Source organism: Acinetobacter sp. XH1741 (assembly GCF_041021895.1).
In the GTDB taxonomy this organism is placed as follows: domain Bacteria; phylum Pseudomonadota; class Gammaproteobacteria; order Pseudomonadales; family Moraxellaceae; genus Acinetobacter.
On sequence record NZ_CP157428.1, the window covers coordinates 3,687,775 to 3,707,830 of the forward strand.

The window sequence follows — 20,056 nt, forward strand, 5'->3', positions numbered from 1 at the left end:
TTGAATTACAGGATGATGCTGTATGCGCACAACGCATCTTAGCCCTTTTACTTTTTTTAAATTAAGCGTGATTAGCCTTAGTTTGATTTTATCTGCATGTAGTCATCAAGAAGCACCAAAAACAACAGCATCCGAACCTAAAAAAATTGAACTGATTCCTCAAGATTTAATTTCTGTAAAAGAAGGCTCTGTTGCTGCCCAGACTGTATTTACAGGAACGATTCGAGCTGTACAACAAAGCTCAATTCAAGCTCAAGTGAGTGCAACAGCATCTGCCGTTACTGCCAATGTGGGTCAAAAGGTACAAAAGGGCCAAGTATTAGTCAGATTAAATAATCAGGATAATGCTGCGCGTTTAGCACAAGCACAAGCCAATCTGGCTTCTGCCCAGTCACAAGCAGAGCTTTCACGTAATTTAATGAACCGTAAACAACGACTGCTCGATCAAGGCTTTATTGCCCGTGTAGAGTTTGAGCAGAGCCAAGTAGATTATAAAGGCCAACTTGAAAGTGTTAGAGCTCAACAAGCAAATGTTGATATTGCTAAAAAAGCGGATCGGGATGGAGTTATTACCAGCCCTATTTCAGGGATTATTACTAAACGACAAGTTGAACCAGGGCAAACTGTATCGGTTGGGCAAACTTTATTTGAAATCGTTAATCCTGACCAATTAGAAATTCAGGCGAAACTACCTATTGAACAACAATCAGCGCTAAAAGTCGGTAGCTCTATTCAATATCAGATTCAAGGTAATTCGAAGCAATTACATGCCGTACTGACACGGATCTCCCCTGTTGCAGACCAAGACAGTCGACAAATTGAATTCTTTGCGAGTCCAAAAGAAACGATTGATTCATTAAGTATTGGTGCATTCATTAACGGCATAATTTTGCATAGCGATAGCAATCAGGGACAAACCATTCCTTTAGATAGCATTCAAAACTTGCAACAAGATCCTTTTGTATGGGTTATACGTAATCAAACCATTCAGAAAGTAAAAATTCGGGTAGTTGAGCAGCGTTACAACGAAAATATTGCTTTAGTTCAGGGCTTACAAAGCACAGATCAGATCAGCCGTATCCAGTTTGACGACTCAGACATTAATAAAAAAGTGACGCTTACAGCCGAAAAAAATAAATAAGGTAGCAATAGCTTATGTGGTTTACCCGAATCAGTGTGAAGTACCCAGTTTTTACCATTATGATGATGCTGTGCTTAATGGTGCTGGGGCTGGCCTCTTGGAAACGCATGACGGTTGAAGAGTTTCCAAATGTAGATTTCCCATTCGTCGTGGTCTCTACACAATATGCCGGTGCTTCACCTGAGGCTGTTGAGTCGGACATTACAAAAAAACTCGAAGACCAAATCAATACAATTTCAGGTATTAAACAAATCACTTCACGCTCAAGTGAAGGGTTTTCCATGATTGTGGCCGAGTTTAATCTAGATACCTCTTCAGCCATTGCAGCACAAGATGTCCGCGACAAAATTGCTCCAATTACGGCTCAATTTCGTGATGAAATTGATACCCCCATTGTACAACGCTACGATCCTTCATCTAGCCCGATTATGTCGGTAGTATTTGAGTCTAGTAGCATGAATTTGGCTCAATTAAGTTCCTATATAGATAAACGGGTTGTACCTCAGCTTAAAACTGTTTCTGGTGTGGGTAATGTCAATTTATTAGGTGATGCTAAACGCCAGATTCGCATCAAGATTCATCCTGAGCAATTACAAAGCTACGGTATAGGCATTGATCAGGTCATTAACACTCTAAAAAATGAAAATATTGAAGTCCCTGCCGGAACCTTACAGCAAAAAAACTCCGAACTGGTGGTACAAATTCAATCTAAGGTGATTCATCCTTTTGGTTTTGGAGATCTGGTTATTGCTAATAAAAATGGCTCCCCCATTTTTCTAAAACAAGTTGCAACTGTTGAAGATACTCAAGCCGAACTTCAATCGAGTGCATTTTATAATGGAAGAACAGCAGTCTCTGTCGATATTTTAAAAAGTTCCGATGCCAATGTAATTCAAGTTGTCGATAAAACTTACCAAACGCTAGAGAAACTAAAAGCTCAAATGCCTGCGGGTCTAAACTATAAAATTGTTGCAGACAGCTCCAAAGGTATACGTGCATCAATTAAAGATGTAGTTCGTACCATTATTGAAGGCGCCGGCTTAGCCGTTTTAATTGTTTTACTCTTTTTAGGTTCTTTCCGTTCTACCGTCATTACAGGTTTAACGTTACCCATTACCCTGCTTGGAACATTAACATTCATCTGGGCTTTTGGCTTTAGTATTAACATGATGACGCTATTAGCCTTGTCACTCAGTATTGGTCTGTTAATTGATGATGCAATTGTCGTTCGAGAAAACATTGTTAGACATACCGAGCTTGGCAAAGACCATGTCACCGCAGCTTTAGATGGCACCAAAGAAATTGGATTAGCAGTACTTGCAACCACGCTTACGATTGTTGCCGTGTTTTTACCCGTAGCGTTTATGGGGGGATTGATTGGACGTTTCTTTTATCAATTTGGGGTAACCGTTAGTACCGCTGTTCTCATTTCTATGTTTATCAGTTTTACACTCGACCCCATGCTTTCAGCTCATTGGAAAGATTCTGTAAAGAAAAAAGAGAGCCGACTTCAACGTTTCTTTAATCGTATTTCTAGTTTACTAGATGGCCTGACCCATATTTATGAAAAACTATTAAAACTCGCGCTACGCTTTCGTTTCATTACCGTTATTATTGCAATTGCTTCATTGGTCGCGGCCTTAGGCTTATCTAAATTGATCGGAACCGAATTTGTACCAGTCCCAGATAAAGGCGAAATTCGTATTCAATTCGAAACTCCAGTCGATGCATCTTTAGAATATACCCAAGCAAAGTTACATCAGGTCGATCAAATTATTAGACAATTTCCTGATGTTGTTTCTACCTATGGTGTAGTAAACAGCGCAATAGACTCTGGTAAAAACCATGCGGGTCTTGGTGTGACCTTAAAACCAAAACAACAACGCAGTTCAGATCTGACGACACTTAATAATGAGTTCCGTGACCGTTTGCAAACCGTAGCAGGTATTCATGTGACCTCTGTCGCTGCTGCTCAAGATTCCGTTTCTGGTGGCCAAAAGCCAATCATGATTTCTATTAAAGGAACTGACCTAAATGAGCTGCAAAAAATTTCAAATCGATTTATAGCTGAAATGGGTAAAATTAACGGCGTGGTCGATTTAGAAAGCTCGTTAAAAGAGCCAAAGCCAACTTTAGGTGTGAATATTAATCGTGTACTGGCAAGTGACTTAGGTTTATCTGTTTCTCAAGTTGCCAATGCGATTCGTCCATTAATTGCTGGTGACAATGTCACAACTTGGGAAGATCGTGACGGCGAAACTTATGACGTTAATATTCGATTAAATGAAAACAAGCGCATGCTTCCTCAAGATGTGCAAAACCTTTATCTCAACTCAAATAAAACCAGTGCAAATGGACAACCAATCTTAGTTCCATTGAGTGCAGTCGCAACGACTGAAGAAAAATTAGGTGCTTCACAAATTAACCGTCGTGATCTTGAGCGCGAAGTATTGATTAAAGCAAATACGTCGGGACGCCCAAGTGGTGATATCGGAAAAGATATTGATAAAATGCAAAAAGCATTTAAGTTGCCTGCTGGCTATACTTTCAATACTCAAGGTGCCAATGCAGATATGGCCGAATCTGCTGGCTATGCTTTAACTGCGATTACTCTTTCCATTGTATTTATTTATATTGTTTTGGGTTCTCAGTTTAATAGTTTTATTCATCCCGCTGCGATTATGGCATCTTTACCATTATCTTTAATTGGTGTCTTCCTCGCCCTATTCTTGTTTAAAAGTACCCTTAATCTATTTTCGATTATCGGCATTATTATGCTTATGGGGCTAGTGACCAAAAATGCGATTTTACTGATCGACTTTATTAAAAAGTCCATGGAACATGGGGAAAGTCGTTATGATGCTATTTTACAAGCAGGTAAAACCCGTTTACGCCCCATCTTAATGACTACCAGCGCTATGGTCATGGGTATGGTTCCCTTAGCTCTAGGCTTGGGTGAAGGCGGAGAACAAAGTGCACCGATGGCTCATGCAGTTATTGGTGGGGTAATTACCTCAACTTTATTGACGCTTGTGGTTGTACCTGTCATTTTCACTTATCTGGATGACTTGAAAAACTTTATGCTGCGTCAAACCAGACGATTCATGTCATAATGCAGCAACTATCGTATAATCTGCGTTTTTACAACGCTTAACTTTTAGGACTTTTTCCATGCGCGCAAGCCGCTTTTTATTTGCAACGTTGAGAGAAACCCCAAACGATGCTGAAGTGATTTCACATCAGCTTATGTTACGTGCGGGGATGATTCGTAAATTGGCATCTGGTTTATATACATGGCTGCCGATGGGAACACGTGTGCTTAAAAAAGTAGATGCGATTGTTCGTGAGGAAATGAATCGTTCAGGTGCTATGGAAGTGTTCATGCCCGTGACTCAACCCGCTAGTCTGTGGGAAGAATCAGGTCGTTATGAACTATACGGCCCTGAACTATTACGTTTTAAAGATCGTCACGACAACCCGTTTGTGCTGGGTCCTACACATGAAGAAGTGATTACCGATTTAGCGCGTAACGAGCTAAAAAGTTATAAACAACTTCCTGTAAATTTCTATCAAATTCAAACTAAATTCCGTGATGAAATTCGTCCACGTTTTGGCGTAATGCGTTCACGCGAGTTCATCATGAAAGATGCTTATTCTTTCCATGCAACTCAAGCATCATTACAAGAAACTTATGATGTAATGTACGACACCTATAGCCGTATTTTCACTCGCTTAGGCTTGGACTTCCGTCCAGTACAAGCAGATACAGGTTCGATTGGTGGTTCAGCTTCACATGAGTTCCATGTATTGGCTTCAAGTGGTGAAGATGACATCGCATTTTCAACTGAATCTGATTATGCAGCAAACGTTGAAATGGCTGAGGCAGTTTTAGTGGGTGAACGTGCTGCACCTGCACAAGAATTTAAATTAGTTGAGACTCCAAACCAAAAAACAATTGATGATGTTTGCCAATTCTTAAAGGCAGATGCAAAACAGTCTGTAAAAGCATTATTGGTGCAAGGCATTGCTGACGAAAAAGGCAATGTTCCTGTGGTTGCGCTATTCTTACGTGGCGATCATGAACTGAATGAAATTAAAGCCGAGAAACATCCTTTAGTCGCGGCCCCTCTTACTTTTGCAACTGAAGAACAACTTCAAGCATTTGGTTTAACTGCTGGCTTTACAGGTCCACAAGGTTTAGTCGAAAAAGGCTTAACTGTAATTGTTGACCGTGCTGCATCTGTTCTTTCTGACTTCGTTGCTGGTGCAAATGAAGTAGATAAACATGCGGTAGGCGTAAACTGGGAACGCGATGCCCAAATCACTGAAGTCTTTGATTTACGTAACGTAGTTGAAGGTGATCCATCTCCAGATGGTAAAGGTATGCTACAAATTAAACGCGGTATTGAAGTCGGTCATATTTTCCAACTTGGTACCAAGTACTCTGAAGCTTTAGGCTGTAAAGTTCTAGGTGAAGATGGCAAACCATTTACAGTAACTATGGGTTGTTACGGTATTGGTGTAACACGTGTGGTTGCAGCAGCAATTGAACAAAATTACGATGATAAAGGTATTATCTGGCCACAAGCCATTGCACCTTTTGAAATCGCAATTGTTCCAATGAATGCACACAAATCACCACGTACGTTTGAAGCAGCAGAAGCACTTTATGCAGAACTTCAAGCTCAAGGTTTTGACGTATTACTTGATGATCGTAACGAACGTCCAGGCGTTAAATTCTCTGATCTTGAGTTGATGGGTATCCCTCATCGTATTGTGATTGGTGAAAAAGGCCTTGATGCTGGTACTTTCGAATACAAAGGCCGTCGCGATGCTGAAGCGAGCAATTTAACTAAAGAAGAACTTTTAGCTAAGTTAGCGCGTTAATAAATATATAAATAAAAAAGCAGCTTTTAGAAGCTGCTTTTTTTACATTTAATTTTATGCCTGAACCGTTAAATCTTTAATGGTTGCCGAAGATCCATTGGTTTTAACCGATTCAATCCCCTTATCACGAGATGCTTCACTGGCATACAACTGGCTCGTACCAATAATTTGATGATTTGCAGCTTTTAAGTTGAAATAAGGTTTCCCATTCTTTGCAGTTAAACGATCATATCGCCCTTCGTCACCACTATTTTTTTGAACGGACTCGATACCATTCACAGCTGATGCTTTCGCTTTATATAGCTCACTATTTAAAATAATTTCGCCATTACCAGCCTTTAATACAAAGCGATATTGTCCATCATTCGCTTGAGAAATTTCGTACCATCCTGCCATATGAACCTCGTTTTTTTGTTGGTGTGAGTATGACTTTCGTTATTATTCTGGACGAAAGTTATTCATTATTAATGACAATATAAATGAGGTATGCAACTTTGGATAGACTACTTTTTATACATTATCGTAATAAAATTATAAGGATGTTGAATGATTAAAAAGATAGAGGCAACATGTGTGCCTCTACCAAAATGTAATTAAAATTAACAAATTAAGCTTTTTTTACAAATTCTGATTTTAATTTCATTTGACCAATACCATCAATTTTACAGTCAATGTTATGGCCATCACTTGCATCTGGAACTAAACGAATTGTTTTTACTTTTGTTCCCACTTTTACAACTGAAGATGAACCTTTAATTTTTAAATCTTTAATTACAGTAACGCTATCGCCATCTGCCAAGACATTACCATTTGCATCTTTAATGATTTCTTGCTCTTCAGCAATTGAAGCTTCCCCTTCCTTCCATTCATGTGAGCATTCAGGACAAATTAATAAATCGCCGTCTTGGTAGGTATATTCTGATTGGCATTTTGGGCAATTTGGCAAAGACATAAAAAAATCTCAAAAATTATATTATGCGAGATATGACTCATTTTTTAAAGTTTTAAATAAAAGACTTTTACCAAAAAAAAATTTATACATCTATCCTTTACTCTTCTCCAGCAAATATTCTTTTAAAATCATCGCATGGTTATGTTCTATATTTTTTGTTGAATACAAAAGAGTAACTTTATGCTGTGACACGATGTCTTGTAACTCTTTAACAGCCGGATTCGTTGCTAACTCTGCCAAATAACGCTGTTTAAACTCGTTCCAATGTTCTGCGGATTCTGCATGAAACCATTTACGAAGTTCGGTTGAAGGCGCTATTTCTTTTAGCCACAAATCTAAATGAGCATTTTCTTTACTCATTCCTCGACTCCATAGACGATCTACTAAAATTCGCTTTCCATCATCAGCACTTACATGTTCATAAATTCTTTTAATCTGTATTTCCATCACTTTTTCTCACTAAAGCACCTAATAATTTAAGCTTTATAAGGCCATTCAATATTTTGTTCTTTTTCATTCATTATAAAAAAGAAAGTGAGTAGTTTTTTCTCTACTCACTTTCAATGAAGTTAATCAAATTTAACAAGCTCATTACTGATCTGGAATCGCAGCTTCTACCAATAAAGTTAATAAAGACAAAGACTCTTGCCATCCTAAATAACATGCTTCTACGGGTATAGCTTCAGGTATTCCTTCTTGAGTGATATGTACTTCTGTACCGACCAATACGGTTTTTAATGTAATAGTCACCTGCATGGTGCCCGGTAAATTTGAATCATCAAATTGATCGTTATAACGAATTAACTCATTTGGAATAAGTTCAACATATGTTCCTCCGAAAGAATGCGTTGATCCCGTCGAAAAATTGGTGAAACTCATTTTATATGAGCCGCCCACTTTGGCATCAAAACTATGCATCTTCGCAGTAAAACCGTGAGGAGCTAACCATTTAACTAAAGCATCTGGGTCGAGAAAAGCACGATAAACTCGCTCAACGGGAGCCTTAAATACTCGATGTAATTTTACTGTACCTGTTGCCATTATATTCTCCTTGTTTTAAGTCCATCTAAGTTATAAAAATTATGGTTAATAGCTTAAACCTTCCGCTTTATTCAAACGTATATTTTTGGTGTTTTTTAAAACAAAAAAGCCAACTTCAGGACAAACTCAAATTACGAAAACTATGGCTGATTTTTTAGTAAAAATGGCGCAAAATAGTCAGCAATCATAAAGAAACCTATTGAATTTGAGATTAATTATGAGTCTGCTCGCTTTCTCTTCATATGCATTAAACGGTGTAGATGCACAGAAGTTCTTACAAGGTCAGGTTACTGTAGATACTGAGCGTTTAGCCGAAAATGAAACACGCTATACAGCTATTTGTGATCTTAAAGGTCGTATTCACTTCGGTCTGTGGCTAAAAAAGATTAGTGCTGAAAGTTTTGAAATTGTTGTTACTCAAGATCAAGCTGAAGAGTTTGCCAAACATATTAAAAAATATGGTGCATTTTCAAAAATGGTCTTAAGTGAACAAGGTGTTGTATTTCCAAAAGTTGTAAATGGTCATACTGAGTTCAGCTCGACAGAAACTGATGTATCCGAATGGCAAAAGCAAGCTATCATGACGGGCCAAGCTTGGATTACTCAAGCAACCGAACATGAGTTTCAACCCCAAGAATTACGTCTACATCAACGTGAAGGTGTCAATTACGATAAAGGCTGTTACCTAGGTCAAGAAATTGTGGCACGCCTTTGGTTTAAAGCAAAACCGAAACACTGGTTACACCTAATTCAAGGCACAGGCGAAGCCCCTGCTACAGCAACTCAACTACACAATGATGTAGAAGTTGTGAATAGCGCACAAACAAATGATGGATACATCGCATTAGTAGTTGCAAAGCCTGCCGCTTTAACAGAACTCGGACTACAAGTTTTAGAGTTACCTGCAGCTTTAAGTGGTGATGTAGCTCGACCACAATAATTATTCTATTTAACACATAAAAAGCCCGTAAAATAATTGACGGGCTTTTTTACAGATACAAAATTCTAATGAATTCATTAAATTAGGGCATAAAACTTTTGTGTTTTCTATGCCATTATAATCCAGGTTGAAATCTAAGAGAAAAAATATGAAAACTAAACTTGCTACACTCATGTTGAGTTTGGCTTTTTTCGGTTCTGCTCATGCTGATGTTAAAACACTTGAACAAAATCTGAAGACAAATTACCCAGACTTACCTGTAAAAGGTGTTTATCAGTCACCTGTGCAAGGTATTTATGAAGTGTATACAAGCGGTCGTATTGTTTATACCAATCAGGATGCTAAATACTTTTTTGTAGGCAATTTAGTTGATATCAAACAACAAAAAAATATGACAGAAGAACGAATTGCCGAATTGGGTAAAATTGATGTTAAAAGCCTGCCATTAAATCAGGCCGTAAAATATGTCAAAGGTAAAGGTGAACGTACCCTTTATATTTTCAGTGATCCTGACTGTCCCTACTGCCAGCGCTTAGAACAAAATATGGTTGGGGTAGACAACGTAACGGTATATGTTTTCCTTTATCCTCTCACTAGCTTGCATCCAAATGCTGAAAAAGTTTCAAATCAAATTTGGTGCTCAAAGAACCCAGCAGAAGCTTGGACAAATTACATGCTTAACCGCAAATTACCAACAAATAGCAAAAGCTGCACAAGCCCAATTCAGAAAAATATCGCTTTAGGTCAAAAACTAAATATAGATGGAACACCAACTTTGTTCTTACAAGATGGCCAAAGAATTTCTGGTGTGCCAAGTGATGCAAAACAGATTGAAGCCTTACTACAGTCTGTAAAATAAACATATCCACCACTCTACCTATAGAGTGGTGGACTATTTTTCTACACAATTTGCTCTATAGACATCGTTTTATATACAAATCGGCTGTTTACTTTCATTCATCAATATTTATGATGAGAAGTTGAATGAGTTCAATACATCGATGGAATGATGTAGCTAGAAAGTAAAAGGTTAAAAAGAAATGAAAAAGTTACTCATCGTAAGTCTAATCGCCATTTCAAGTTCATCAATCTTTGCGGCAGATAGCACTGCATCTGTAGCTAAAAACGATGTATTTAAACAGGCAGAACAGTTCTACGCAGCAAAAAACTACCCAGCAGCTTTTCAGGAAATGCAACGTCTTGCACAAACAGGAAATGCGCAAGCAATCTATAACTTAGGCTATATGACTCAGATAGGCCAAGGCACCGCTAAAGATACTGCCAAAGCTCTGAAATATTATGAAGATGCCTCAAACAAAGGTTATGCTCAAGCCAGTTATAGACTTTCACAGATCTATGAAAATGGTGAATTAGGCGTTGCAAAAGATAGTAATAAATTTAGTCAATATGTACAGAAAGCGTCTAACCAAGGTTCTGACGATGCAACTGTGAAAATTGCGACTATTTTGTTTGCTCAGAAAAAGCCTCAGTCCCATCAAATTGCTTTGCAAAAACTAGCACCTTTAATTCGAAAAGGTAACTACCCTGCTATTCAGGTCAAGGCACTTTATGATATTAGCCAAGGGGTTGAAAATAAAAATCCTCTAATGAAGCGTCAGGGTATTGAGGCTTTACAAGCAATTGCCCAAAAAGGTTATGCACCGGCATCTATGGCTTTAGCAACCATGATGGCAAATGGCAATATCATTCCTCAAAACTTGCCTCAAGCAAAACAGATTTTTACTGAACTTGCCAATCAGAATGTACCTAACGCTAAAGAGTCTTTAGCTTCGGTTGATAAGATTATTGCAGAAAAAAGTAAACAGGCTGCAAATACTCCCGCACAACCTGCACCTAAAAAATAGTAAAGAAACAATAGCCCCGTATGGGGCTTTTCTTTTACCACCACAGTGCAATAAGCCCGCTAACCCCAATAAAACCAATAATAGTACTCATCATTAAAGGCGTTAATGCTCTTTCATTTAGACCATATGCTTGCCCAAAAATTCCAAATGCAATCGGCATCGGCAGTGCTGCAATTAATGTTCCTGCATAGAGCATTTCCCGGCTTACATTTGGAGTTACTAAAAAAAGCGCAAAAATCACAGATGGCATAAGAATGACCTTCAACATTGCCAACAATATACTTTGTAAATTTACTGCGGTAAGACCAATCCCAACTAAACTACCGCCAATCGCAAATAATGCTAAAGGCGATGCTGTCTTCCCTAACAATTCCAAAGCTTGGCCCAAAGTTGAAGGTAAATGAAGACCTAACAAAATACAGCTCATTCCAACCAAAATTGCAATAATGACTGGATTTTTCAGCAAGTTGAAAAAGGTTTTTTTAAGAAGCGGTAAAAGTTGCTGCTGCTCATGCATACCAGCTTCAGCCAAAATCAGCATTAAGGCGACAATTAATAAGTTCTCAATAATTAAAGTTAAAGATATATAAATAGCAGCATGGCTACCAATAAGCATGGTCAAAATAGCTGTGCCCATAAAGCCAGTATTAGACATAGAAGCACCCATAGAGATGACGGCGCTATGGGTTAGGCTATTTTTAAAAAACTTTCGATAAATGATAAAAGCGAAGATAAATAAGATTAAAGAGCCACCACCATAAGCAATAAAATAAGCAGGGTGCCAAATATCTTGTAAATTTTTATGGGCTAAAGACTGAATTAAAAATGCAGGTAATGCAACTTTAATAACGAATGCGCTTAGGGCTTTAATCTGTTCAGGTGTTACCATTTTAATGAGGACACTACAGTACCCCATCAATAATAAAATCAAGATTGGTAAAATTACCTGAAAAACCACAGAATGTTCCCTCACTCATTTCAAAACAAAAACGGGCAAATCTTAATTTGCCCGCAGATTTAAACTAAAACGCATCGAAAAGCTGTTTTAATCCATGTGGCTGACAACGCAAATATTGAGGCGCAATTTTAACTTTTGCTCCCAGTGTAGCTGCTGCATGCCATGGCCAACGTGGGTCATATAACATAGCACGAGCAAGCCCAATGGCATCAGCTTGCTGGTTTTCTAAAATTTGTTCAGCATGTTCTGGTTCGGTAATTAACCCCACGGCTATTACAGGAATAGACACATGTTTCTTAATCTGTTCGGCAAACGGAACTTGGTAGCCCGCCCCGATGGTAATATTTTGATGTTCATGTAAGCCACCGCTAGACACATGCACATAGGCTGCTCCTAGCTGCTCTAAAGCTTTTGATAAACCAACCGTAGATTCAATATCCCACTGCTCGTTACCATCCATCCAGTCTGTTGCAGATAAACGTACACCGACAGGGTAACCGTTGGGAACGGCTAATTTAATTACCTGAAGAACCTCAAGCGTCATACGCATACGGTTTTCTAAAGAACCTCCATACTCGTCTGTTCTTTGGTTGGCAATTGGCGATAAAAATTGATGCAGCAAGTAACCATGCGCTGCATGTACTTCAATTAGTTCAAAGCCAGCTTCTACTGCACGTTTTGCAGCAGCGGCAAAGTCTTGTTGAACTTGCTTTATCTCATCAATGCTTAAGGCATGTGGTGCTGTATCATGAACAGAAAAAGTACTCGTACTTGGCGCGACAGTTTGCCACCCATGTGGCTGATCTTTTGCAATTTGGCCTTTACCCAACCAAGGCTTTTCAGTAGAGGCTTTGCGGCCAGCATGCGCTAACTGAATTCCAAATGGCATAGGAGAAAGTGTTTTGACTTTCTCCAATAAAGTTTTGATTTGGTCACGTTGCTGATCATTCCAAAGTCCAAGGTCTGCATAACTAATGCGACCTTCCGCTTGTACAGCAGTCGCTTCTACAATGCATAACCCAGCTCCAGACAACGCATAATTTGCCCATTGCTGTTCGTGCCAATAAGTAATTTCGCCTTCGTCTGTTGCCGAATATTGACACATTGGGGCAATTACAATTCTATTGACCAGTTGTAGCGAATCAAAATTAACCGTTTCAAATAATTTTGCCATTTTAAATTCCTAGAATTGTTTAATTACACGTAAACCTGCACTCCAGTTACGCCCATCCGCAGGCTCGAAATAACGGTCATTACCATCATTTACAATCACTGAACCTGCATAGTTTTTATCAAACAAGTTGTCTACACGGGCAAAGCTTTTGACTTTCCAATCACCTAGATCCCATGCATAACCAATGTTTGCTGAGGTTACACTGTAGCTTGGTGCTGCGTCACTGTTGGTATCATTCACGTATACTTTACCCATATACTGTACATCGACACCACCATATAAGCCGTGGCTAGGTTGCCAAGCTAAAGATACAAAGGCCTGATTTTTAGCAATACCAGGAATTTTATTTCCTGATGGGATCTGGGCAATATTTCCTAAAGCTGGAATATCAGCATCAAATGTCGCATCTAAATAGGCATAGCTTGCAGTCGCGCTTAAGTCTCGCCATAACTTTTTATTCCATGCAAACTCTACCCCTTCACGTAAAGTTTTATCTGCATTACGGAAGGTTGCACGTCCGTTTGAGCTTCCCGCTGCAACAATGTCATTCTTCGTTTTGGTTTGAAAAACCGCCAACGTAAAATTACCTAATTGGTTTTGTGACTTTAGGCCAGCCTCATAGGTATCACTAGTTGAGGGTTTTAAATCAAAATTAAAACCTGACTTTGATGTATCAGTTTGATAAGCCATTTCAGTAAAAGTTGGTGTTTCAAAACCTTTGGCATAACTCACATAAGCCATGAGTTCAGGTAAAACTTGCCAGCTTAAAGCAGCAGAAGGTAGAACCTTACTGTAATCAGTCTTGCCGCTATCGTCACCATTACTTAAATAATTATCTTTAGATTTGTAATGAACATTGCTATAGCGTACGCCCGTGTCTAAACGCCATGTAGGTAAGAACTGCCATGAAGCTTGTAAATATGGATCGATATTCCACAAAGTATTGTCTTCATCACGACGTAATTTACCTTTAACACCATAAGAAGGCTGACCATTTACTAAGTTAAAATTTTCATAACCTTTACGGTCTTCATCCATTGCATCAAGTGCAACACCTAAACTCACCGTTGTATTGGGCAATAGTTCTTTACCTGTCCAACGGAAATCAGCACCATAATAATTACGTTCAAAATCAATCACGCCACCAGCATGATTAATGCTGGCATCTTGTGCTGACTTAGGAATAGATTGATATTGAGTAACTTGACGATTGCCTAAATATGCCATGGCATAGAGTTCATTTTTATCATTAATAGGCTTGGACCATGTCAACCCTGTCTGGGTTTGCTCAATGTCTTTTCGAACCTTATAAATATTTTTTGAATCATTAACCTGTTTGGGATTCGCATTCCACTGAGCATGAGTTAAGCCTTGCGGATCATCAGCATTCATTTTGACATAGTTAGTCACCCAGTTGATTTTGCTTCCATCGTCAAGGTTCCAACTGAGCTTGGCGTTATTTAAGATTTTATCTGCACCGCTATGATCTCGGTAACCGTCGGTATCGAAGTACGATGAACTAATAATATAACTTGGTTCATTCGCACCCTTTGCTCCACCTTGTAGCACAATTCCTGCTCGGCTTTTATCGTGACTACCACCAGAATAGCTCAGCTCAATTGAATCTTTCCCTTGCCCTTCTTTAGTAGAAGTTAAAATTGTCCCACCCGATGAGTTTCCATAAAGTGAAGAAAAAGGTCCCGTTAGGACTTCTACATGATCGAGACTACTTAAATCAATATTAGATGTTTGGCCTTGCCCATCTGGCATAGTGGCCGGAATACCATCCACATAAAGACGAATTCCTCGAACACCAAAAGTCGAACGTGCGCCAAAACCACGCATAGATAGCTGTAAATCTTGCGCATAATTTTCACGATTACGGATCTGTAAACTTGGTATCCCTTTCACAACTTCAGTCAAATTCACTTGTGAAGACGTATCTGCTTGAGGTGCATCTATTCGAAAAACCGAAGCGGGTGTTTCTAAGTAAGTCGTATCAGTACGCGTTGCTTCCACATGTAAAGTAGGCAATTTGGCAACGTCTGAATTTGAGTCTTCAGCCCAAACGAGTGGACTCGAAATACAGCCCATACTCATCAAAATACAGTAATGAAGTCGGTCTAAGCGTAATAAGGACATGCTTATTTCCTTTATTTATATTGTAGTTATCATAACAAAAAGCGGTGTCTTGTCTGGAGATTGAATTCGATTTGCATTGTTGTAAATCTGGAACACTATCTCGTTATCTAAAAATTAATTTCCAGACTTAAATTATCGGCTTAACGATGGATGATCTTTCCAGCAATATCGTTCAGGCCAGTCTTTTGCTTCTTCAGCATAATCAATTCCAATACGTGGAGTCATGACTACTTCAGGCTGCGTTGATGCTGCTTCAATCCATAACCCAGATTGTTCACCCAAAGTCTGACCTTTTAAACTACGGTTAATGCCTAAATAACGTGTTAATTTGCCCGGTCCAGCTAAAAGCTTATATTCTTTTTTAGTTGAAGCATCTTTTAAAAACGCAGATCGAATCATCACTCCTTCAGGTACGCCTTCTGTTTGAGTAATAATATTCAACATTTCATACATGCCATAAATTAAATAAACGTAAATCGTACCACCATGGCTATACATTACTTCGGTTCGAGCTGTACGTTTATCACTGTAACTATGGCAAGCTTTATCCCGAACACCCAAATAAGCTTCTGTTTCGCTAATCGTACAGCGGATAACTTGACCATCAGACTGTCGCTTACACAATACACAGCCGATCAAATCATAGGCTACTTCTGAAGTTTCTCGTTGGAACCAGCTTAGTGGTAAAATATCTGACATAGTATTCTCTGAAATATTACATACCACACGTTATACTTGATTAGTCCAGTATATCTGTTAATTCTGCGAGTTGGTGATGCCTGAGTTACCCGAAGTCGAAACAACCAAAACGAGTTTATTCCCTCTATTGAATCAAAAAGTTCAAAGTGTAGAAGTCCGTAACCCTAGCTTACGCTGGCCGATTCCGGATGATGTTCATAAACTTATTGGGCAACGTCTTATTGGCTTAAATCGACGTTCAAAATATATCTTGGCAGAGTTTGAACAAGACCAAATGCTCTGGCATTTAGGAATGTCTGGAAGCTTTCGTTTATGCCAGCCCAACGATGAACTGAGAAAGCATGATCATTTGATTATTCAATTTGAAGATCAGCAATTACGTTACCATGATCCACGTCGTTTTGGCTGCATTCTTTGGCTTAATCCAGAATCTCAAGGCAAACTCATAGATACTTTAGGCCCAGAGCCTTTAAGTACTGACTTTAATGCAGAATATTTAGCTTCTAAACTTAAGAATAAATCTGTCGGCATAAAAATTGCACTCATGGATAATCATGTAGTCGTTGGTGTGGGCAATATTTACGCAACTGAAAGTCTGTTTAATGTTGGCATTCACCCAGCACAACCTGCTGGCGATTTGAGCATGCAACAGATTGAGAAACTCGTTGTCGAGATTAAACGTATTTTAAAGTCGGCAATTGATTTGGGTGGCTCAACTTTGCGTGATTACAGCAATGCCAACGGAGAAAATGGTTATTTTCAGCAAACCCTACTTGCTTATGGTCGTGCTGGAGAAATGTGCGTTAACTGTGAAACCACATTAGAAAATTTAAAACTTGGTCAACGTGCCAGTGTGTTTTGTCCACAGTGTCAGCCACTTAACAAGCTGAAAAAGCCTTAATTTTTTGGAGGAAGACAACATGCAAACAGCAATTGTCCGACATATTTTAGTCAAAGATAAAGACTTAGCTGAACAGCTAAAAAAGAAGCTACAAAGTGGTGCAGACTTTGCCAAACTGGCCAAGCAATATTCCACCTGTAATTCTGCAAAACGTGGTGGTGAACTGGGTGAAGTCAAAAAAGGTCAACTGGTGCCTGTCATCGACAAAGTTGTTTTTACAGCTGCTGAACGCGTGTTACAAGGCCCAATCAAAAGCCAGTTTGGCTATCATCTTTTAGAAGTAAAATTCAGAATGGGCAACCTACGTTGATTCTATTCATTTAATTATGGTTTTTTAGAAGCTTGAGCCTGTGCATTCATTTGGTATGTCCAGGCTTTAATATATTCACCCGACTCTAGTTTTACATCGGCGATTACACGCTCATATTGAAAACCTTCAAAGTCATCTAACATTTGCCAGTTTTCAGCAAGTTTTTCTGTGCTAAATAAATAGCCATCTACCCAATCTGCTTTTGAATCTAATTCAAGTGCTTTCAAGCCTTTATCTGGCCCCCAATCCAAAATATGAATCACGCCTTGCACACTGGCTTTTGTCCAGCGGCCACCAATTTTCTCTAAAATATGAGCATTGGCTTTATTTGGACATAAAGTGCCATATACAAATAACTGATTCATTAATTTTTTACTCCTTTAACAAGACGTCCAGTTAAAACGAATTGTAAGTTTATCAATATATAGAGCCACTCTTAAACTCAAAAATAATTGAGTAATAAAAAACGGTACTCTAGGTACCGTTTTTTATAATTCAAATCTTATTAAGCTTTCTTTTTCAGCTCGTCACGAATTTCACGCAATAATTGCACGTCTTCAGGAGTTGCAGCCGGAGCTTCTGGCTCATTCTTATCACGGCGAAGTTTATTTAATAATTTCACCATTAGAAATACAACCCAAGCCAAAATAATGAAGTTAATTAAAATGGTGAGGAAGTTACCGTAGGTCAATACGTTGATACCTGCTTTTTGCAGGGCATCTAAAGATTGCAAGTTATTAGGGTTTGCACCTAACACAATAAACTTTTGAGAGAAATCAACACCACCACCAGTAATTACAGTGATAAGCGGCATGATGATATCTTTAACTAAAGAGTCTACGATTTTACCAAAAGCACCACCAATAATTACACCAATGGCTAAATCCATCATATTGCCTTTAATGGCAAATTCTTTAAATTCTTTAATAATACTCATCTAAATATCTCCAGATGTCGGGGGGAGGAAAACATCATATTTTTCTTTTTCACTGGCATCTTATCCATTTAGATAGTACTCGCCATGATATTGATAATTTAATATTTTTCTCAAAAAAAGAAAGCTATTTCACACTTTAACAACATATTTTATTACAAGAAAAATATGAATTTAAGCTTACTTTCAGCTTCATTAGTATTCAATAAAAAACCGCTAAATGAATTTAGCGGTTTTTCTTTTTCACTTAAGAAAAATTATTTATCACGGTTACGTTTACGTTCGTTTTCAGTCAAATAACGCTTACGGATACGGATTGATTTTGGAGTAACTTCTACTAACTCGTCATCTTCAATGAATTCAAGCGCTTGTTCAAGCGTATATTCAATTGCAGGTACTAAAGTTAAAGCATCGTCTGTACCAGATGCACGAACGTTAGTTAATTGTTTCGCTTTAGTTGGGTTTACAACCATATCGTCTGAACGAGAGTTAATACCCACGATCATACCTTCGTAAACTTCTAACTGTGGCTTAGCAAATAAACGACCACGGTCTTGTAAGCTGAACAATGCATAGCCCAAGCAAGTACCTTGAACCATAGAAATCAATACACCGTTTTGACGTTTCGCAACAGTACCTTGTTTAACAGGACCATAATGCGAGAAGCTTGAAGTCATGATCCCTGTACCAGAAGTCATGGTCAAGAATTCAGAACGGAAACCGATAAGACCACGTGAAGGAACAGTCGCTTCAATACGGATACGGCCTTTACCGTCAACTTCCATATTAGTCATTTCGCCTTTACGGTGACCCATTTGTTCCATTACAGCACCTTGATGCTGTTCTTCAACGTCAAACGTTACGTTTTCGTAAGGTTCTTGTCTTTCACCATCAATTTCTTTGATGATTACTTGTGGACGTGATACGCCCATTTCAAAACCTTCACGACGCATGTTTTCAATTAAAACTGAAAGGTGAAGTTCACCACGGCCAGATACTTTGAAACGGTCTGGACTGTCAGTGTCTTCAACACGTAAAGCTACGTTATGAATTAATTCGCGATCAAGACGTTCACGAATATTACGTGAAGTTACGAATTTACCTTCTTTACCAGCAAACGGAGAGTTGTTTACTTGGAAAGTCATAGATACTGTAGGTTCATCTACAGATAAAGCTGGTAATGCTTCAACATTTTTCGGATCACAAATCGTGTCAGAAATGTTAAGTGCATCAATACCAGTAATACATACGATGTCACCTGCCGATGCTGATTCAACATCAATACGCTCTAAACCATGGTAACCCATGATTTTTAAAATACGACCGTTACGTGTATTGCCATCTTTGTCAATTACAGTAACAGGAGTATTCAATTTTACAGAACCACGTTGAATACGACCAACACCGATAACACCTACGAAGCTGTTATAGTCAAGTGATGAAATCTGCATTTGGAATGGACCATCAACGTCAACTGCTGGTGGTTCAACGATATCAACAATCGTTTCGAACAACGGAGTCATATCTTCTGCAAGTTCTTCAGGAGCAGGACCCGCTACACCACGTAAACCTGATGCATAAACGATTGGGAAATCAAGTTGCTCATCAGTTGCACCAAGGTTATCAAATAGATCAAATACTTGATCAATAACCCAATCTGGACGCGCACTTGGTTTGTCAACTTTGTTAATAATAACGATTGGTTTTAAACCACGAGCAAAGGCCTTTTGTGTCACAAAACGAGTTTGTGGCATTGGACCTTCTTGAGAGTCAACAAGAAGTAATACGCAGTCAACCATCGACATAACACGTTCTACTTCACCACCGAAGTCGGCGTGTCCCGGGGTGTCCACGATGTTGATACGGTAAGTTGTATCTGTACGTTTATCTAACCAGGTAATAGAAGTGTTTTTCGCTAAGATGGTAATACCACGTTCACTTTCAAGCGCATTCGAGTCCATGACACGCTCAATCTCGCCTGCTCGGTCACCGAGAGCACCTGATTGCTGAAGTAGTTTATCGACAAGTGTGGTTTTCCCGTGGTCGACGTGCGCAATAATTGCGATATTACGGAGATTTTTGATATCTGACATGAAAATTAGAAACGCCTGA

General features: G+C 38.8%; 20 protein-coding genes. 9 read left to right on the forward strand and 11 right to left on the reverse strand.

The annotated features are described in order from the left end of the window. Positions 1-22 precede the first annotated feature (22 nt). From ABLB96_RS17705 to ABLB96_RS17715, 3 genes are read left to right on the forward strand one after another with little or no spacing between them, the layout of a single operon-like run. A complete protein-coding gene (locus ABLB96_RS17705) occupies positions 23-1,141 on the forward strand; it encodes an efflux RND transporter periplasmic adaptor subunit (RefSeq protein ID WP_348896119.1) in 1,119 nt (372 codons plus the stop codon). 14 nt (positions 1,142-1,155) lie between these two features. Continuing rightward, positions 1,156-4,254, forward strand: a complete 3,099-nt coding sequence (locus ABLB96_RS17710) for an efflux RND transporter permease subunit (protein ID WP_348896120.1) — start codon at positions 1,156-1,158, stop codon at positions 4,252-4,254. A 58-nt stretch (positions 4,255-4,312) separates the two neighbouring features. Further along, on the forward strand, positions 4,313-6,028 hold the full coding sequence (locus ABLB96_RS17715) for a proline--tRNA ligase (protein WP_348896121.1): 1,716 nt from the start codon (positions 4,313-4,315) through the stop codon (positions 6,026-6,028). A 54-nt stretch (positions 6,029-6,082) separates the two neighbouring features. On the opposite strand, the gene ABLB96_RS17720 is transcribed toward ABLB96_RS17715, so the two are convergent. The 4 genes from ABLB96_RS17720 to ABLB96_RS17735 all read right to left on the reverse strand — a co-directional run bounded on the left by ABLB96_RS17720 (position 6,083) and on the right by ABLB96_RS17735 (position 8,024). Further along, positions 6,083-6,424, reverse strand: coding sequence for a YegP family protein (locus ABLB96_RS17720; protein ID WP_348896122.1), 342 nt, complete (start codon positions 6,422-6,424; stop codon positions 6,083-6,085). A gap of 211 nt (positions 6,425-6,635) precedes the next feature. Beyond that, complete coding sequence (locus ABLB96_RS17725) at positions 6,636-6,980, reverse strand: zinc ribbon domain-containing protein YjdM (protein WP_348896123.1); 345 nt, start codon at positions 6,978-6,980, stop codon at positions 6,636-6,638. A 90-nt stretch (positions 6,981-7,070) separates the two neighbouring features. Further along, entirely contained in the window at positions 7,071-7,427 is a 357-nt protein-coding gene (locus ABLB96_RS17730) for a DUF488 domain-containing protein (protein ID WP_348896124.1), read from the reverse strand. A 144-nt stretch (positions 7,428-7,571) separates the two neighbouring features. Then, positions 7,572-8,024, reverse strand: a complete 453-nt coding sequence (locus ABLB96_RS17735; RefSeq protein WP_348896214.1) for an SRPBCC family protein — start codon at positions 8,022-8,024, stop codon at positions 7,572-7,574. A 38-nt stretch (positions 8,025-8,062) separates the two neighbouring features. On the opposite strand from ABLB96_RS17735, the gene ABLB96_RS17740 reads away from it, so the two are divergent. From ABLB96_RS17740 to ABLB96_RS17755, 4 genes are all read left to right on the forward strand, one after another. Next, positions 8,063-8,179, forward strand: coding sequence for a hypothetical protein (locus tag ABLB96_RS17740; RefSeq protein WP_348896125.1), 117 nt, complete (start codon positions 8,063-8,065; stop codon positions 8,177-8,179). A gap of 59 nt (positions 8,180-8,238) precedes the next feature. Then, entirely contained in the window at positions 8,239-8,961 is a 723-nt protein-coding gene (locus tag ABLB96_RS17745) for a folate-binding Fe/S cluster repair protein (protein WP_348896126.1), read from the forward strand. A 148-nt stretch (positions 8,962-9,109) separates the two neighbouring features. Then, complete coding sequence (locus ABLB96_RS17750; protein WP_348896127.1) at positions 9,110-9,820, forward strand: DsbC family protein; 711 nt, start codon at positions 9,110-9,112, stop codon at positions 9,818-9,820. A gap of 181 nt (positions 9,821-10,001) precedes the next feature. After that, positions 10,002-10,826: a tetratricopeptide repeat protein gene (locus tag ABLB96_RS17755; RefSeq protein ID WP_348896128.1), complete on the forward strand. Its 825-nt coding sequence runs from the start codon at positions 10,002-10,004 to the stop codon at positions 10,824-10,826. Positions 10,827-10,860: 34 nt separating this feature from the next. Here the strand turns inward: ABLB96_RS17755 and ABLB96_RS17760 are convergent, their stop codons facing one another. The 4 genes from ABLB96_RS17760 to ABLB96_RS17775 form a co-directional block, all read right to left on the reverse strand. After that, positions 10,861-11,784 (reverse strand): AEC family transporter, encoded by a 924-nt coding sequence (locus ABLB96_RS17760; protein WP_348896129.1) that lies wholly within the window; start codon positions 11,782-11,784, stop codon positions 10,861-10,863. Positions 11,785-11,848: 64 nt separating this feature from the next. Further along, positions 11,849-12,958 (reverse strand): NADH:flavin oxidoreductase/NADH oxidase, encoded by a 1,110-nt coding sequence (locus tag ABLB96_RS17765; RefSeq protein ID WP_348896130.1) that lies wholly within the window; start codon positions 12,956-12,958, stop codon positions 11,849-11,851. Between the two features lie 9 nt (positions 12,959-12,967). After that, positions 12,968-15,100, reverse strand: coding sequence for a TonB-dependent receptor (locus tag ABLB96_RS17770; protein ID WP_348896131.1), 2,133 nt, complete (start codon positions 15,098-15,100; stop codon positions 12,968-12,970). Positions 15,101-15,232: 132 nt separating this feature from the next. Continuing rightward, a complete protein-coding gene (locus tag ABLB96_RS17775) occupies positions 15,233-15,799 on the reverse strand; it encodes a DNA-3-methyladenine glycosylase (RefSeq protein WP_348896132.1) in 567 nt (188 codons plus the stop codon). 76 nt (positions 15,800-15,875) lie between these two features. Here ABLB96_RS17775 and mutM point away from each other — a divergent pair, with 76 nt between their 5' ends. Next, a complete protein-coding gene (mutM, locus tag ABLB96_RS17780) occupies positions 15,876-16,700 on the forward strand; it encodes a bifunctional DNA-formamidopyrimidine glycosylase/DNA-(apurinic or apyrimidinic site) lyase (protein ID WP_348896134.1) in 825 nt (274 codons plus the stop codon). A gap of 19 nt (positions 16,701-16,719) precedes the next feature. Then, a complete protein-coding gene (locus ABLB96_RS17785; RefSeq protein ID WP_077165601.1) occupies positions 16,720-17,010 on the forward strand; it encodes a peptidylprolyl isomerase in 291 nt (96 codons plus the stop codon). Positions 17,011-17,024: 14 nt separating this feature from the next. Here the strand turns inward: ABLB96_RS17785 and ABLB96_RS17790 are convergent, their stop codons facing one another. The 3 genes from ABLB96_RS17790 to typA all read right to left on the reverse strand — a co-directional run bounded on the left by ABLB96_RS17790 (position 17,025) and on the right by typA (position 20,037). Then, positions 17,025-17,375, reverse strand: coding sequence for a gamma-glutamylcyclotransferase family protein (locus ABLB96_RS17790; protein ID WP_348896135.1), 351 nt, complete (start codon positions 17,373-17,375; stop codon positions 17,025-17,027). A gap of 140 nt (positions 17,376-17,515) precedes the next feature. Further along, the gene (gene mscL, locus ABLB96_RS17795; RefSeq protein ID WP_348896136.1) at positions 17,516-17,947 is read right to left on the reverse strand and encodes a large conductance mechanosensitive channel protein MscL; all 432 of its coding nucleotides are present in this window, start codon (positions 17,945-17,947) and stop codon (positions 17,516-17,518) included. A gap of 254 nt (positions 17,948-18,201) precedes the next feature. Next, on the reverse strand, positions 18,202-20,037 hold the full coding sequence (gene typA / locus ABLB96_RS17800; RefSeq protein ID WP_348896137.1) for a translational GTPase TypA: 1,836 nt from the start codon (positions 20,035-20,037) through the stop codon (positions 18,202-18,204). Positions 20,038-20,056 lie beyond the last annotated feature (19 nt).